The sequence below is a fragment of the Sulfurospirillum sp. 1612 genome (assembly GCF_036556685.1).
Lineage (GTDB): Bacteria > Campylobacterota > Campylobacteria > Campylobacterales > Sulfurospirillaceae > JAADIZ01.
In genome coordinates, this window is record NZ_CP140614.1 from 1,955,794 (window position 1) to 1,971,309 (window position 15,516).

The 15,516-nt window shown below is 38.6% G+C and carries 16 protein-coding genes; 3 read left to right on the forward strand and 13 right to left on the reverse strand.

The window, feature by feature from the left end; all coding sequences use genetic code 11:
* Positions 1-19 precede the first annotated feature (19 nt).
* From SFB89_RS09750 to rpsB, 5 genes are all read right to left on the reverse strand, one after another.
* Positions 20-2,422, reverse strand: coding sequence for an EAL domain-containing protein (locus SFB89_RS09750; RefSeq protein ID WP_331774497.1), 2,403 nt, complete (start codon positions 2,420-2,422; stop codon positions 20-22).
* Positions 2,423-2,517: 95 nt separating this feature from the next.
* Complete coding sequence (fliR, locus tag SFB89_RS09755) at positions 2,518-3,285, reverse strand: flagellar biosynthetic protein FliR (protein ID WP_331774498.1); 768 nt, start codon at positions 3,283-3,285, stop codon at positions 2,518-2,520.
* A 7-nt stretch (positions 3,286-3,292) separates the two neighbouring features.
* A complete protein-coding gene (locus SFB89_RS09760; RefSeq protein ID WP_331774499.1) occupies positions 3,293-3,928 on the reverse strand; it encodes an ABC transporter ATP-binding protein in 636 nt (211 codons plus the stop codon).
* 58 nt (positions 3,929-3,986) lie between these two features.
* Positions 3,987-5,054 (reverse strand): translation elongation factor Ts, encoded by a 1,068-nt coding sequence (gene tsf / locus SFB89_RS09765; RefSeq protein ID WP_331774500.1) that lies wholly within the window; start codon positions 5,052-5,054, stop codon positions 3,987-3,989.
* On the reverse strand, positions 5,054-5,878 hold the full coding sequence (gene rpsB, locus SFB89_RS09770) for a 30S ribosomal protein S2 (RefSeq protein ID WP_331774501.1): 825 nt from the start codon (positions 5,876-5,878) through the stop codon (positions 5,054-5,056). Before rpsB ends, tsf begins: the two co-directional genes overlap by 1 nt.
* A 234-nt stretch (positions 5,879-6,112) precedes the next feature.
* Between rpsB and SFB89_RS09775 the strand changes: the two genes are divergently transcribed.
* The 3 genes from SFB89_RS09775 to thiC all read left to right on the forward strand — a co-directional run bounded on the left by SFB89_RS09775 (position 6,113) and on the right by thiC (position 11,054).
* A complete protein-coding gene (locus SFB89_RS09775; protein WP_331774502.1) occupies positions 6,113-7,906 on the forward strand; it encodes an EAL domain-containing protein in 1,794 nt (597 codons plus the stop codon).
* 27 nt (positions 7,907-7,933) lie between these two features.
* Positions 7,934-8,983 carry a chemotaxis protein CheX gene (locus SFB89_RS09780; RefSeq protein WP_331774503.1) on the forward strand — a complete coding sequence of 350 codons (1,050 nt, stop codon included), beginning with the start codon at positions 7,934-7,936 and terminating at the stop codon, positions 8,981-8,983.
* A gap of 184 nt (positions 8,984-9,167) precedes the next feature.
* Positions 9,168-11,054, forward strand: coding sequence for a phosphomethylpyrimidine synthase ThiC (thiC, locus tag SFB89_RS09785; protein ID WP_331774504.1), 1,887 nt, complete (start codon positions 9,168-9,170; stop codon positions 11,052-11,054).
* Between the two features lie 27 nt (positions 11,055-11,081).
* Here thiC and SFB89_RS09790 read toward each other — a convergent pair whose 3' ends face one another.
* From SFB89_RS09790 to SFB89_RS09825, 8 genes are read right to left on the reverse strand one after another with little or no spacing between them, the layout of a single operon-like run.
* On the reverse strand, positions 11,082-11,339 hold the full coding sequence (locus tag SFB89_RS09790; protein ID WP_331774505.1) for a hypothetical protein: 258 nt from the start codon (positions 11,337-11,339) through the stop codon (positions 11,082-11,084).
* Positions 11,329-11,637, reverse strand: a complete 309-nt coding sequence (locus tag SFB89_RS09795; protein ID WP_331774506.1) for a cupin domain-containing protein — start codon at positions 11,635-11,637, stop codon at positions 11,329-11,331. The genes SFB89_RS09790 and SFB89_RS09795 overlap by 11 nt, the downstream gene beginning before the upstream one ends.
* Positions 11,634-12,314, reverse strand: coding sequence for a peptidoglycan editing factor PgeF (gene pgeF, locus SFB89_RS09800; protein ID WP_331774507.1), 681 nt, complete (start codon positions 12,312-12,314; stop codon positions 11,634-11,636). Before pgeF ends, SFB89_RS09795 begins: the two co-directional genes overlap by 4 nt.
* Before the next feature lie 2 nt (positions 12,315-12,316).
* On the reverse strand, positions 12,317-12,925 hold the full coding sequence (gene ribE / locus SFB89_RS09805) for a riboflavin synthase (RefSeq protein WP_331774508.1): 609 nt from the start codon (positions 12,923-12,925) through the stop codon (positions 12,317-12,319).
* 33 nt (positions 12,926-12,958) lie between these two features.
* Positions 12,959-13,573 (reverse strand): hypothetical protein, encoded by a 615-nt coding sequence (locus SFB89_RS09810; protein ID WP_331774509.1) that lies wholly within the window; start codon positions 13,571-13,573, stop codon positions 12,959-12,961.
* Positions 13,570-13,869 (reverse strand): metal-sulfur cluster assembly factor, encoded by a 300-nt coding sequence (locus SFB89_RS09815; protein WP_331774510.1) that lies wholly within the window; start codon positions 13,867-13,869, stop codon positions 13,570-13,572. The genes SFB89_RS09810 and SFB89_RS09815 overlap by 4 nt, the downstream gene beginning before the upstream one ends.
* Positions 13,859-15,133, reverse strand: a complete 1,275-nt coding sequence (locus SFB89_RS09820; protein WP_331774511.1) for a hypothetical protein — start codon at positions 15,131-15,133, stop codon at positions 13,859-13,861. Before SFB89_RS09820 ends, SFB89_RS09815 begins: the two co-directional genes overlap by 11 nt.
* Before the next feature lie 3 nt (positions 15,134-15,136).
* Positions 15,137-15,496: a hypothetical protein gene (locus SFB89_RS09825; RefSeq protein WP_331774512.1), complete on the reverse strand. Its 360-nt coding sequence runs from the start codon at positions 15,494-15,496 to the stop codon at positions 15,137-15,139.
* Positions 15,497-15,516 lie beyond the last annotated feature (20 nt).

Sequence of the window (15,516 nt, forward strand, 5' to 3'; positions counted from 1 at the left end):
ATTATGATTGCATTAATATCTAAAAATTATTTTTAAAATATTGTTCCATCTCAGCAACGCAAAGAGGCTCACTGTAATAGTATCCTTGTACAATATCACAGCCATTTTCCCTCAGATAATTGAGTTGTGCCTCTGTCTCAACTCCCACTGCAATGCTTTTATTATGGAGATTTTTTGCCAATGCGATCATGGTCTTGACGATGGCACACGCATTACTATCATGAGGTATTCCTTCGATGAATGATTGGTCGATTTTCCATTGATTCACAAGATTCTGTCGAAGATAATGCAAAGAAGAGAATCCTCTCCCAAAATCATCAATCGCGACATTCACACCAAGGTTTTTAATCTTATCAAGAAATCCAATATTACTCTTCCAATAATTCATCAAAATAGACTCAGTAATCTCCAAATTCACATACTTTGTCTCCAATCCACTCGCTTGCAATACCTGATGCAACAGCGCACTAAGATTGTCGTTGGTAATTTGAACATTGGAGATATTAATACCGATATTACCACTATAAATCCCCATATCGTGCCATTTTTTCACTTGTTTACACGCAGTTTCAAGTACCCATCGCCCCAGCGGAATGACCAGCTGCATCTTCTCAGCTATCGCAATAAAATCTGTTGGCTTAGTAAATCCTAACTCTGGACTGCTCCAACGAATCAGTGCTTCCAATCCCACAATTTTTGAAGTTTTTACAGAAATTTGAGGTTGATAATAGAGTTCAAACTCTTTCTTTTCAATAGCACTACGAAGTAGGTTTTTAATATGTTCTTCTTTTTCTATCTTACGCCCCAATGCCTTTTTATAAAATTCATAGGTATTTTTACCTCCCATCTTAGCTTTATAAACTGCGGCATCGGCATTTTTAATCAAATCTTCAGTAGTTAAAGCATCATCAGGATATAAAGCGATTCCAATGCTACAACCAAGATAGTGAACATGAGAATCCGTACGTATGGGATCATCAAAAATATGATTGATTTTCTGAGCCACATTGATAATATCTTGTACCTGGGTGATATGTTCTAACACGATGACAAACTCATCTCCACCAAATCTGTAAACCATATCATCTAATCTTAGGATTTTTTTGAACTGTTCTGCTGCAATAATCAAAACACGATCTCCCTCGATATGCCCAAAACTGTCATTAATATTTTTGAAATTATCCAAATCTAAAAATAAAACGGCAATCTTCTCTTTCCGTCTCTTGCTCGCTTGTATAGAGTGTGCTAGCATACTTGAGAGCATCGCGCGATTGGGCAAATTTGTCAAACTATCATGAAGTGCCATGTGCTCAATCTTTTCTTGGGAACATTTGAGCTCTGTGATATCTTTTGCAAAATTATCACTTCCGGCATACTCATGATTAGAATCAAATCGCGGTGTGATATTGGTGTCAAAATACCGAACTGAGCCATTTTTATGCACAATGGCTATCTCTATATTTTTTAGGGGTTCTAATTTTTGTAGATAGGCTTCTTTTTGTTCTCGTGCTGCTGTTACATCATAATAAAAAGCGTCAATATTCTTGCCAAGTACTTCATCGACGTCATAGCCTGTGACGTTTTTGATAGAAGGGGAGACTTTAATGATTTTTCCCTCTTTGTCCGTTTGCAAAAAAATATCTTGCATATTGTCAATGATAGATTTCCACTCTTCGCGCGATTTTTCCAAATTCAAGAGTGCTTTTGTTTTGATGGTCTGATCTTCCAATGACGCCGTCACAGAGGTAATCTTTCCCTCTTCATCCAAAATGGCATTAAAAAAGACTTCCAGATAGATTGTTTTTTTCTTAATCACCGTATGATACAAACCTTTGTAATGAGCCTTGCCCTCTTTGAGACTTTTTTTTACGGCATTTTTGAGGTGTTCGTCTTTTAATTGTTTTAACAAATCAAAACCGATAAATTGTTTTTTGGTGACGCCAAAGGTCTTTAATGCAGGCTTATTACTCTCGATAATGATGCCATTGGAGTCAAAATAGATAATACCACTGGGTGAATTTTCAAAAATCGTTCGATATCGTTTTTCACTATTAATAAGGCGGTCTTTGACATCGCGTTCCCCGCCTATGACTTTAATCAACAAAGTATAACCGCGAACGTGCTCCTCATGATCTTTAAGAAAATGCAAATGTGCCGAGACCAAAACCTCGACTCCACCTTTGTGCCATAGAGTGAGATCAAGCATCACATCATCAAAAATCTTATCTTTTTTATTAATCTGCGATTGAAAGCATTGTGGATGGGCGCACAATTTCTCGAGTTTTGTTCCAATAAGCTCATCTTGGCGATATCCAAGTAAATGAAAGATTGAAGGAGATATCTCTAAAATTTTGCCAGACTCATCTAGTGTCGCGTAGATGTCATCTAAAAAACAAAGATTTGAAATATTAATATCTTGCATTGATTGACCTTCCATGAACATTCGCCCAATTCGTGTAAAACAATAGTATAGGAATCTTCTTTAAATATTGTTTAAGCTTATGCCCGATATGTGGGTCAAAACAGCAAAGAAAGGTGATTGAGCGCTTTGGTAAATTCTCGTGAAAAGATAAACATAATCGGGGAAAGTACGGCAATCAATACCACAAAAGCAACCATAATCTTAATAGGAAATCCCACAACCAAAAGATTAAACTGTGGCATGGTTTTCATGAGCATCCCAAAAACCAAATCCGAAAGCAATGAGAGTCCCACGATAGGAAAGGAGAGGATAAAACCATAAACAAAGAGGCTGGACATTGATTTTAATAAATACTCCCACAACGCACCGCCAGGATAGAATTGTCCTAAGGGAAGCATGTGTAAGGATTTGACCATAAATACAATCATGAGATGGTGAGCATTGAGGGCTAATAGCACCATCAATCCGATGAGTGTCAAGATTTGGGAAATAATAGGCGTTGATACATTGGATTGGGGGTCAATGACACTGGCCATCGTAAAACCCATAACAAACGAAATCTGCATTCCTGCCATCTGGAGCATCGCAAATATAAGATTGAGAATCAAACCCGCAATCAAGCCCATAAACAGCTCACTCACAATAGCAAGTGCGACGGTGTACATATTGATTTCCATGTGAGGCATCGTCGCAAAAGGAAATAAGAAAATGACCATGAAAATGACCAAAGCTGTCTTAGCCGCAGTCGGAATAGTCATATGTGAAAAGAAGGGAAAAAAGGCAAATAATCCAGAAATTCGAGCAAACAAAAGCAAGAACAAAATCACTTGATTTTGATTAATAAATTCTAGTAACGATTGCATTCGTACCTCAGAGTAATCCTTCTTGATTCAGATGTTTATGAAATTTACATTTCTGTGCCAAATCATCATCATGTGTCACCATCAACAACACGCCATCGACCATTTTGATGTAATCAAACAAGATATCCATCACTTCAGAAGCCGTTTTATGGTCTAAATTGCCCGTGGGTTCATCTGCAAAGATAATACGTGGTTTTTTTGACAAAACTCTTGCGATTGAAACCCGCTGTTGTTGTCCGCCAGATAATTCACCAACCTTTTGATGAATTGCTTTTTTGATTTGAAATCTCTCGAGTAATTCCTCATCAATCTTTGCATCCACCATCAAAGTAGATAACTCAATATTTTCAAATGCGTTGAAACCTTTAAAAAGATAATGAGATTGAAATATTATACCCAATTTTTTTCGTCTTAGGGCGATAAGTTCTTTGGTGGGAAGATTGTAAATATCTTGGTCAAAAAGTTTGACAGTGCCATGATTGGGCTTGAGAAGTGTGGAGCAAATATTTAAAAGTGTAGATTTACCACTTCCGCTCACACCAGTAATCGACATTGATTCAGAAGGCATTAAAGAAAAATTGATATCTTCAAAAAGTGGGTAATCAAAAGAGTGGGAAATATTTTGAACCTCCAAAAGGGGCATGCATATCCTTTTAGAAAAGAGGACTGAGGGCGCACCCTCAGTCTATTGTTTTAGTTAATTATTTTAATTGCTCTGCTACTTCATCCGCGAAATCAGCATCTTTTTTCTCTAAACCTTCACCAAGTTCAAATCTTACGTAATCAACAAGTTCAATCGTACCACCTAATTCGGCAGCTTTTTCACTGATAACTTCAGCGACTGTTTTCTTGTCATCCATAACATAAAATTGGCTAAGTAGTGTAAATTGTTGATCCAACATCGTGTTGTCAGCAATAAATCGTGCGATTTGTCCTGGGATGATTTTATCCCAGATTTTTTCTGGTTTATTTTGCTCTTTCAATGTTGCTTCGATATTGGCTCTTGCTTCTTTCATAACCGCATCGCTCAATTGCAATTGGCTACCATAAAGTGGCACTTTTTTCAAAGGTTTTTTTAATCTATGAAGTTCTTCATTCTCTTTTTCGATGTCCGCCTTTAAAGCAATTGTCTCTTTTTCGATGAAATCAGGATCTAGTTCAGTATAGCTAAGATACATCGGTTTCATCGCCGCTGCATGCATACATAGTTGTCTAATAAATTCAGCACTTGCTGCTGCTGTTTTTTCGCTGTCACATTTCGCAGCCAATAAAACACCAACACGGCCATTTGAGTGAACGTATCCATTAACAACACCACTCTCACCGGCTTTTAGAGTTGCAAATCTTCTCAATACAAGGTTTTCACCGATTGTTGCGATATGTGAATTAAAATATTCTTCAAATTTCACGCCATCTACAGTAGTAGACATCAACTCTTCTGTTGTGTTCACTTGTGTATTCATAATATGTTTAGTAGTACTTTGAGTGAAATTGACAAATTTTTCATTTTTGGCAACAAAATCGGTTTCTGAGTTGATTTCACTGATAGTTGCTTCTTTATGATTTGGATTGATTTCAACACTAACCAAACCCTCACTAGCAAGTCTATCTGATTTTTTCGCAGCTTTACCCAGACCTTTTTCTCTTAAAATATCAACAGCATTATCAATATTACCTTCAGTCTCAGTCAGTGCTTTTTTGCAATCCATCATACCTGCACCGGTCATGTCTCTTAATTGTTTTACTAATTTTGCAGTAATTTCAGCCATTATTTTACCTCTTCGTTATCTTTTTCAGCACTAGTTTCTTCTTCTGTCACTTCTTGAGCATCTTTATCATTCACTGCTTCTTCGATGACTTCATTTTTTTCTTCTTCGCTTACAACGATTTCTTCTTCTTTTGCCGCATCTTGATTTCTGATTTCTTGTCCTTCAATCATCGCTTCACTCATCTCTTTACAGAACAATCTCACAGAACGAATCGCGTCATCATTACCTGGAATTGGATAATCAACCAAATCAGGGTCACAGTTTGTATCAAGCGGGGCAACGACTTTGATACCAAGTCTTCTTGCTTCTTGAACTGCAATTTTTTCTTTTACGGTATCGATGACAAAAATCATATCAGGGATATTTTTCATTTCTCTAATACCGCCAAGATAATCTAATAGTTTTGCTTTTTTTCTTTTCAACATTAACGCTTCTTTTTTCGTCAATAACTCTATTTGTCCATCTTCTTCCATTTTTTCAATGATATCAAGTTTTCTGATTGATTGTTTGATGGTTTGATAATTTGTCAACATTCCACCCAACCATCTGTGATTAACATATGGCATACCACATTTTTCAGCGTATTCTTTCACTGCTTGGCTGGCTTGTTTTTTTGTTCCGACAAACAGCATGGTTTGACCTTCTGCTGCTGCATCTTTGACTACATTATAAGTATATCTGAAAAAACGAAGGGTTTTTTGTAAATCTATAATATAGATATTTTTTCTTTCACCAAAAATGTATTTTTTCATTTTTGGATTCCATCTTCTTGTTTGGTGTCCGAAGTGTACACCACATTCTAATAAGTCTTTCATGGCTACCATGAAGCGCTCCTTTGTGTAAAATTTTGGTTTAGCCTCCACGCCCATCAACAGCCGAAACTGCAACCTAAAAGGATTGGCGTGTGAGAAATAGAGAAGGATTATACTCAAATTTATATTAAAAATTGCTTCATTGACTTTGAGAATAGAAGCAATAGGCTTTCTTAAGAGAATTATCAATACTATTGTGATAAAGTAATGAGAAGTTTACAATACTATAGAATAAGGCAAATCAATATGTCTAAGACCACTAAATTATTTTTTGATTCTTTTTTGATCCTCTTAGCTATTTGTCTATTTATCTCCATTGAAAATGCTCTTGAAACCCTTTCTATTGGTCTTATTATTGCACTCATGTGTGCAATCTTGTTTGATTTTATCACCACAATCGCCAAACCCATCATATTGAAAACCCCTGATGACAGTGCACATAAAGCATACATGGAAGTCTTTGAAAACAGTGCTTCTATCGCAAAATTAGGGCTTGATTTTCATATAAAATACGTCAATCGTTCTTTTTCTCAATTAACACTCAGCACCAAAGAGGAGTGTCTGCAGAAAAAATTAGATAGTTTTTTAGAAGGACAAAACGAAGTCGTGAGTGAAATACATGAAACATTACGCCAAAACCAAACGTGGGATGGCGTGATTACATTGACGACGAAACACAACAATCATGCGCATATCAAGTGTACTATCAAACCCATCCCCAACGAAATCGGTGATGCGGCTGAATATTTACTCGTCGCTCATGATCTCACAGAACTCACTATCAGCAAGCAACTTGTGCGCACCAAGATGTACCGTGACAATCATACACAATTACCCAATAGAGTCCAACTCATTGAAGACAAGGTTGCATTACTCAATAAACAAGAGATGACATTGATGCTCTTTAATATCGACTCATTTCAAGCCATCAACAGTATCTATGGCAATCAAATTGGTGATGAAGTACTGATAGCGACGGCTCATTGGCTCAAAATGCATATGCCATGCAAACTGGCAAAATTGTATAAATTTGAAGCCGATGTTTTTGCTATCTTTATCCCTGCACACTACGACAATGACGCACTCAAAAATTATCTGAATGATGTCTCTAAAAAAATCTCAGAAGAAGGACTCGTCTGCTCAGGAATCGGCATCAATATCACCTTTACTATCGGTGCGGTACAGAGTAAAACAGACCTGTTAAAGTTTGCATCTATCGCATACAAAGTAGCCAAAAAAGAGCAGAAAGCTTTCTGGATTTATGACATTGCAAGCAACAAGGATGAAGAATATTTACAAAATGTCAAGATTATCAATATCATCAAAAAATCTTTATCACACAATGGCATCGTCCCTTATTTCCAGCCTATATTTGATATTAAAAATAAAAAAATTGATAAATATGAAACGCTCATACGCATCAAAAAAGAGGATGGCTCGGTCCATTTACCTTATGAATTTTTGGATATTGCCAAACATTCAAAACTCTATCCCACACTCTCACGTGACATCATTGGCAAAGCCTTTGATGCGTTTCGATTTTCATCCAATGAATTCTCAATCAACCTCTCCTTTTTAGATGTATCCAATGCTCACACGATAGATTTCATCTTTAATAAGATGAATGAATATACCATAGGTTCGTGTGTCGTTTTTGAAATTTTAGAGAGCGAAGGTATTCACAACTATGCAACCGTTTTGAAGTTTATAGAAAAAGCAAAATCTTATGGAGCGAAGATTGCCATTGATGATTTTGGAAGTGGCTATTCAAACTTTGAACGATTGGTCAAACTGCAGCCTGATTACATCAAAATAGATGGAGGCTTGATTAAAAATATAGATAAAAACGAAGATATGAAGATTATCACGCAAACAATCGTCGACTTTTCTAAAAAGCTTGGAGCAAAAACCATTGCAGAGTATGTCCATTCTAAAGAAATTTTTGATATAATCAAAGAGATGGGCGTTGACTTTGCACAAGGTTATTATATCGGGAAGCCTTCTCCTAATCTTGAGAATGACAACACTTTGAAATTTTAAATTCATATTATACATCTGAGGTACTTGTTGGAAAATTACATAAATATGGGTCTTGTTATCTTCGAATACAAAGGGGTGATTAAAAAAAGCCAAAACGCTTTGCTGGTACGCTCTATTACCACTTATATCAAATCCATAGATGAAGAAGAAAAACCTGAGAATATTTTAGTTTCATTGAAATCAGCAAGCACACTGGACCATTATGAAAGCCTCGCACTCCTCGTAAAAGCTTTGAATCTTTTATCCAAAGAATACACGATTGTTATCGCTTTGATTCACTATGATGAGACGATGTATGAGATTTTAAAACCTCTTAGCAAAAAGACTCTGGTCAAATTATTTAAAACTTTTGACATAGCCAGACTCTATCTCAAACCCTACTCTTACAAAAAAAATTCTCAAGTATTAATTTGTGACCGTGATGCAGAAAATGCTCGAAATCTCTCATTGAAACTTTCTCTCTTTGAGAACTTCATCATTACAACTCATGATGCATCAGAGCCTGATAAACTCACCAATCTCAAACATTATCAGATTGTCGTCACTCAATCTGCATTGAATCTAGATCTTGAAAAACATAGCAATACCAATCTTTTAAAACTCTCCAAAAAACTTATTAGTGCGTTGCCTTTTTTTATGGAGTCCGCTGTCAATGCACTAGAAACCGTCACAGAACTTAGCACATTCAAATCATCTCACGCCGTAGGCTCACTAGAAAAAGACCTCAAGCCCGATCAATATGTGTATTCTATCATGAAGTTTCGAGGTGACTTAGAAGGCACGTTTGTGCTCATCTTTCCCAAAGAAAATGCTTGGATTACGTTGATGGCCTTCTTAAAAGAAACTATCAATTCTAATGATGTTGAAACACTCAAAGATGGTATCGGAGAACTTTGTAATATCATCACCGGAAGTACGAAAAGTGCTTTATCTAAACGGCATATTAATATTTTATTTGAAATCCCCATCACGTTTACGACACTCAAACAAACCCTTGCTGAAATTAAAAACGACAATGGCATCATCATCAATATGCTTTTAAATAACAAACCGTTTTATCTATTTGTCACGCGATAATTACCTTTTTAAGTCCTTTTTATACTAATGCTTGTTACAATCCACCTTTTATTATTGTCAAAACTGTCTTAGGGGTGCTAATTTAATTTGGCTGAGAAATACCCTCAACACATGATGCCACGAACTCACATGACATCATGCACCTGATCTGGATAATGCCAGCGTAGGAAAAGGAGAATACTACATGAGTGCAACATTAGAACATCTCAAAGAGATGAAAACATCCACAATCCAAAACCTTCCCAATTCCCAAAAAGTTTATGACCAGGGTAGTAGCCCTGATATTTTGGTGCCAATGCGCAAGATTACCTTAAGTCCCACACTCTCAAGTGATGGCAAAAAGGAGGAAAATCCACCACTTTATGTCTATGATACCACCGGTCCTTATACCGACCCTAATGCCACCATTGATTTGCATCGCGGTTTAAATCCACTACGTGCGCCTTGGATTAATGCGCGACATGACAGTGAACCACTCACAGACTTTAGCTCATCTTATTGGCACACGCGTCATCAAGATACCGCGCTTGATACTCTAAGATTTCCCAATATTCCCAAACCAAAACGCGCCCAAAAAGGTCGAAATATCACACAAATGCACTACGCAAAAGCGGGAATTATCACCCCAGAGATGGAATTTGTCGCCATTCGAGAAAATTGTAAAATCGAAGAGATGAAACAAAGTGGCCATCTTTATAAGCAACATCAAGGCGAGCATTTTGGTGCCAATTTACCAGAATTTTATACACCCGAATTTGTCCGCGATGAAATCGCTAGCGGTAGAGCTGTACTGCCTGCAAATATCAATCATCCTGAGAGTGAGCCGATGATTATCGGACGAAATTTTAGGGTTAAAATCAATGCCAATATCGGTAACTCTGCCACGTCATCGTCTATCGAAGAAGAAGTGGAGAAGATGATTTGGGCGACGCGTTGGGGTGCCGATACCGTGATGGATCTCTCAACGGGTGCTAATATTCACGAAACCAGAGAGTGGATTATCCGCAATTGTGCGGTGCCCATCGGTACGGTGCCGATTTATCAAGCGCTTGAAAAAGTGCATGGGGTTGCTGAAAACCTTACGTGGGAAATCTTCAGAGATACACTTATCGAACAAGCCGAACAGGGAGTGGATTATTTTACCATTCACGCTGGTGTGCGCTTAGCTTACATTCCCCTAAGCGCCAAAAGATTGACAGGAATCGTCTCTCGTGGGGGTTCTATCATGGCAAAATGGTGTCTACATCATCACAAAGAGAGCTTTTTGTATGAGCATTTTGAAGAGATGTGTGAGATCATGAAAGCCTATGATGTGGCCTTTTCACTAGGTGATGGTTTGCGACCGGGATCTATCTATGATGCCAACGATGATGCCCAATTTGCAGAACTTGAAACACTGGGGGAACTCACGAAAATCGCATGGGATCATGATGTGCAAGTCATGATAGAAGGTCCCGGCCATGTTCCGATGCAAAAGATTAAAGAAAATATGGAAAAAGAGTTGCAAGATTGCATGCAAGCGCCTTTTTATACACTCGGGCCCCTCACGACCGATATTGCGCCAGGATATGATCATATTACTTCGGCCATCGGAGCAGCACAAATTGGCTGGTATGGTACTGCAATGTTGTGTTATGTCACGCCCAAAGAGCATTTGGGATTGCCTGATAAAGATGATGTCAAAGAGGGAATCATCACTTATAAAATCGCCGCGCATGCCGCAGATCTTGCTAAAGGCTTTGCGGGAGCACAAATACGAGATAATGCCATGAGTAAAGCACGATTTGAGTTTCGATGGTTTGATCAATTTAACATCGGTTTTGATCCAGAACGCGCACTTGCCTTTCATGATGAAGAGTTGCCCACAGAAGGTGCCAAAATCGCTCACTTTTGTTCGATGTGCGGACCAAAATTTTGCTCGATGAAAATCTCTCAAGATATTCGAGATTATGCCGAAAATAAAGGCATTGAAAACTTAGATGAAGCGTTTGAAAACGGGATGCAAGAACAAAGCGATAAATTCAAAGAGACGGCTACACACAGAATCGGTGAGATTTACCAAAAACTCTAACCTCTAGCAGCTCAGCATATTCTATCTTTATTTGCTGAGCTGCGCCTCTTTTTCGATATGAACAAAAAATTTCAACAACATCGTGATGGTTTGGCGTTCATTTTGAGACAGTTTATCCACCGCGTCACAATTTAACAAACGTGCCCTTAACGCTTCGTTTTCAAAAAATGGAATATGATATCGTGCAGCAATTTGTGCAATTTTCAGAGTCGTCTCATTGTCACAAGTATGCGTGGCCTCTGTTTCTTGTAGATAGTGTTTGATAATCTGTTTTTTATTTATCATGATGTTTCAGATGCACACACAACCACAGTGTGCCTTTTGTTGTCTCTAATACTTGATGCCTGATGCCTTGTTTTATGAGAAGCCAATCACCTTTTTTGAGGCGTTTTCGCTCTTTTTCCAATTGCAAAAGCGCTTCGCCTTGAGCGATCATGACCCACTCATCATGATCTTGTTTGTAAAGCTTTTTTTCTTGTTTATCCGAACTAATAATCCGCTCAATCAACACCTCTTTACTCTCAAATAAGGTTTCAAAAATCTCACCATTTTGGGGCGCATCACTATTGTCAAACAAATTCATAAAACTATCGCTCCACAAAATCTTCCCGTCACCCCGTCTCTTCGGTAGGAGAAATAATTCTCTTCACAACAGGTACAAATCTGAGCGTTATTGATGTGTTGAGCGCTCACGCCCCCCTCACACATATCATCCAAACATTTTTGCATGATATCCAAGTAAATACGCCCTTCGTGATGGCGCACATATCCCTCAAATCCTGCGGTGACATCTTCTTTGACTTCATAACAACAAGACCCAATCGCTGGACCTAAAAATACTTGAATATCCTCAGGGCTACTCCCATAGGTCTCTTGCATTGCTTGTATTGTTTTGTTGACAATCTTTTTCGCCACACCATTGCGCCCTGCATGTATGGCCGCGATAGCTTGTGTATGGCTATCGTGTAACAGAACAGGAATACAATCTGCCACCATCACGCACAAAGCAACATCGGGTAAATTGGTAATCAAAGCATCGCATCTACGTATTTTAGGAGAAGAGACATCCCGAACGATTGAGATACTATCACCATGAACTTGTTCCATAAACACAAGATTTTCACAAGCTATTTTTTGAGATAAGAGTGCGCGATTTTGCGCTACGATGAGGGGATCATCACCAACATGCAACGCCAGATTAAAACTCTCATAACGCCCCTCGCTCCTGCCGCCAAAGCGGTCTGTGAAACAATACCGCATCGCTAATAACGCGCCATCATATGATCTACATCATCCCAGCTGAGACTCTTTTTGGCATGAATCATGTGGTAGATATAGCGGGCAAACATATCGGTTTCGATGTTGACATGAGTGCCGACTTTGTATTCGCCAAAGAGCGTTTGGCTGAAGGTGTGGGGGATAATGGTGAGTCTAAAACGCGCATCATTGACCTCATTGATGGTCAAACTCACCCCATCAATCGCGATACTGCCTTTGGGTGCAATATAGGGTGCAAACTCTTTGGGATACGTGATATAAAAATCGGTCGCATTTTGATTTTTGTGAATCGATTCAATCACACCCACACAATCAACATGCCCTTGCACGATATGTCCCTCTAAGCGTTCATCAAGCTTCATAGCCGGCTCGATGTGAACACGTCCTTTGAGGTTTTCTACGGCCATCACCCCTCTGGTTTCGTTGGAGAGTTCAACTGAGAAGGTTTGATTGCCGATGGAAATCACGGTCAAACAGACGCCATTAACAGCAATGCTATCTCCAATATTGGGTTTATAATTGGCTTTTAGCGTCAATACACTGTTTTGATAACTAATAACGGTTGCAAATTCTCTGATAAGTCCTGTAAACATTACTACTCTTTTTTGCCATATTATACCAAAAGATTAGCGTACTTTTATCAATGCCTCATTATTAAAATTGTCAATCAAAATGCGTTTGACTCTCTCTTGCCACAAGGTACCAAACTCTTTTATCTGTGCTTCATTTGCTTTTTGATTCACAACAAGCAACATCAACTCTTGCAGGGCTTTACTCGGTGGCACGACATTGGGATTATAAAACACATCGACACTTTTTTGTGTATCCAACCTCGTAAAACGCGCACTTGATTGAATCGGCGCATTGAAAAACATCAAAGAGTGTCGTGCAAATCTGCCATTTAATCCTTTAAACCCACTCTTTTGGGTCGCTGCTGTGATATTGCTTATGACATTGCCAATCACACCGGCGACGCCCTCTTTTTCATCCTCTTTAAATTCTACTTTAATCTCGCCTCGAATGGGATTGCTATCAGGATACAGAGCATCTAAGGCTTTGAGTGTCATGATATAAGCGCCTGCAACCGTGGGACAACTGTGTCCGGCGGCTTTGACGATTTGTCGATAATTAAATACAATAATACCATCGCTCACGGTACCGAGTGTCAATGCCAAAGGATCAAAAGTAGTAATACTTGGTACCTCATCAAAAAATTTAGGAAATGCGCTCATATCTTTCATATTGCCCCCAATGCTTTTTTTACTTCATCACTTGCCATCGTGATATTCCACGCCGGCTCCCATACAATCTCAACGTCACAACTACTGATGCCATCAATGCGCTCAACGGCCTCTTTTGTCCACTGTTTCATCATCTCATGCAAAGGACATCCTCGTGTCGAGAGTGTCATCGTGACATGCGCATGGTCATCCTCTACGCGCACGCCATAAATCAAACCCAAAGAGTAGATATCAAATCCCACTTCAGGGTCGATAACTGTTTTAATTGCATCATACACATTTTCTTCACTCACCATCTTGAACTCCTAAATTAACTTTATAATTTAATGTAAAATAGATATTATATATCACCAAAAGGGTTCCCACTCCCATAATCGTAGCTCCGATTTGAAATGCCAATGGAATGGAGAATAAAATCGCCATCAAACTCACCAAAAATCCCAAGAGCGTGACCCAAAATTGCACATCGGCAATCTTCTCTTTTATCATCTCGCCCAGCATGGGCACTTTGATTTTACCCACAAGAGGGGAATAGCGCTGATACCAGACCAAAAAGGGCAAAATTTTATAGATATGTCCCACAATAAAAAAGGTAAAAAATCCAAAAAATAGCGTAAATCCAAACGCCAGATAGAGCGTAGCACTTTGGGTTACAATGGCCGTGATTAAAATCACAAAAGTGAGTAATAATGCCACAAATGAAGCAATCATATTCTTGGCCCAAAAGTCATTTTGTTTGCGAATTCTTGTACTAAAAATCAGCCACATTTGATACAATGCTAAAAATACAGAGACCATCACAAAAAATGATCCGAGTAATTCTAATGTCTCAAACTGCAATGTTGCTCCTAATAATAACAACACTAACCCTAGGATAATGGTATAAAAGGCGATTTCAATCGCACGTTGTTTAAAGCCATGAGAGAGTGAAAACATCGGTAGAAGAATCATCCCCACTCCCATAATCGTCATCAATACATATCCAAAAATCGTCGCACCCACATGCATGCGTACAAGGTTTTCAATATCTGGATAAAATCCATAAATCAGATTTAAAGCAATCACCAATCCAATGCTCACCCCCACAAACAAAAAGATATTGGAGACAAAGATAAATTTCGCGACAATATCCCAGCGTTTGAGCTCCTTATACGTCATCATGATATTCACGACGAAAATCAACATCGAGAGATACATCATCAAAGCGCCATAAGGCATCATAGCGATAAAATTGGTATCAAAAAGCCCCAACACAAAGAGAATAATACCCCCTATGAAGATATAAAACTGAACATAGGCAAAGTCTTTGGAGAATATTGGGATTTCCAATACAACGGGAATCAATTGATACATCGCGCCAAAGATTACCATCATGACAAAACCTAGCAGATACAGATGTATCAGTGAGGCGATGGATGTGGAGAGAAAATACCCACTAATATCATTCGCAAAAAAGGGCAAGATAAAAGCACTCAGTGCATAAAAAAAAGCCCCCGCGATAAAATAATGTGCCACCAGTACAAAAGGGGGCGCCATCTCTGTGGCTAAATTTTTTGCCATGATTTAACCATCACACGTTTTGTCACTAAGGTCAGCTTGCTCGCTCGCACCCTCAATATAAGAGAAGACAAGTTTGACCCTGCCATCTTCTAGTGTGCTCTCTTGAATATCAAAATTTTCACGAATCTTCGGCAACAAACCCGCAGGGCTTTTGTGATTGATCATGATAACTTTAGTCTTGGCATCTTTAATCAATCCCACCGCCAACATGGCATTGACCATAGGCTCAGGAGGACCGCAACGTGAAGTATCAAACTCGATATACGTCACTCCATTGACTTGGAACTGATAAAAAGGGACACTACTCCCTTCTACTGTGATAATTTGGGCATCTTCAGGTCGCTGTACTGTTAAATCCGACATACTAACTCCTATTTGTTTTT

Coding starts and splice junctions, on each gene's coding strand:
- SFB89_RS09760 (WP_331774499.1), bottom strand. CDS start 3,928: ATGCCCCTTTTGGAGGTTCAAAATATTTCCCACTCTTTTGATTACCCA.
- tsf (WP_331774500.1), bottom strand. CDS start 5,054: ATGGCTGAAATTACTGCAAAATTAGTAAAACAATTAAGAGACATGACC.
- SFB89_RS09825 (WP_331774512.1), bottom strand. CDS start 15,496: ATGTCGGATTTAACAGTACAGCGACCTGAAGATGCCCAAATTATCACA.
- SFB89_RS09795 (WP_331774506.1), bottom strand. CDS start 11,637: ATGAATTTGTTTGACAATAGTGATGCGCCCCAAAATGGTGAGATTTTT.
- SFB89_RS09775 (WP_331774502.1), top strand. CDS start 6,113: ATGTCTAAGACCACTAAATTATTTTTTGATTCTTTTTTGATCCTCTTA.
- SFB89_RS09820 (WP_331774511.1), bottom strand. CDS start 15,133: ATGGCAAAAAATTTAGCCACAGAGATGGCGCCCCCTTTTGTACTGGTG.
- fliR (WP_331774498.1), bottom strand. CDS start 3,285: ATGCAATCGTTACTAGAATTTATTAATCAAAATCAAGTGATTTTGTTC.
- pgeF (WP_331774507.1), bottom strand. CDS start 12,314: ATGCGGTATTGTTTCACAGACCGCTTTGGCGGCAGGAGCGAGGGGCGT.
- thiC (WP_331774504.1), top strand. CDS start 9,168: ATGAGTGCAACATTAGAACATCTCAAAGAGATGAAAACATCCACAATC.
- SFB89_RS09790 (WP_331774505.1), bottom strand. CDS start 11,339: ATGATAAATAAAAAACAGATTATCAAACACTATCTACAAGAAACAGAG.
- SFB89_RS09750 (WP_331774497.1), bottom strand. CDS start 2,422: ATGCAAGATATTAATATTTCAAATCTTTGTTTTTTAGATGACATCTAC.
- rpsB (WP_331774501.1), bottom strand. CDS start 5,878: ATGGTAGCCATGAAAGACTTATTAGAATGTGGTGTACACTTCGGACAC.
- SFB89_RS09810 (WP_331774509.1), bottom strand. CDS start 13,573: ATGAAAGATATGAGCGCATTTCCTAAATTTTTTGATGAGGTACCAAGT.
- SFB89_RS09815 (WP_331774510.1), bottom strand. CDS start 13,869: ATGGTGAGTGAAGAAAATGTGTATGATGCAATTAAAACAGTTATCGAC.
- ribE (WP_331774508.1), bottom strand. CDS start 12,925: ATGTTTACAGGACTTATCAGAGAATTTGCAACCGTTATTAGTTATCAA.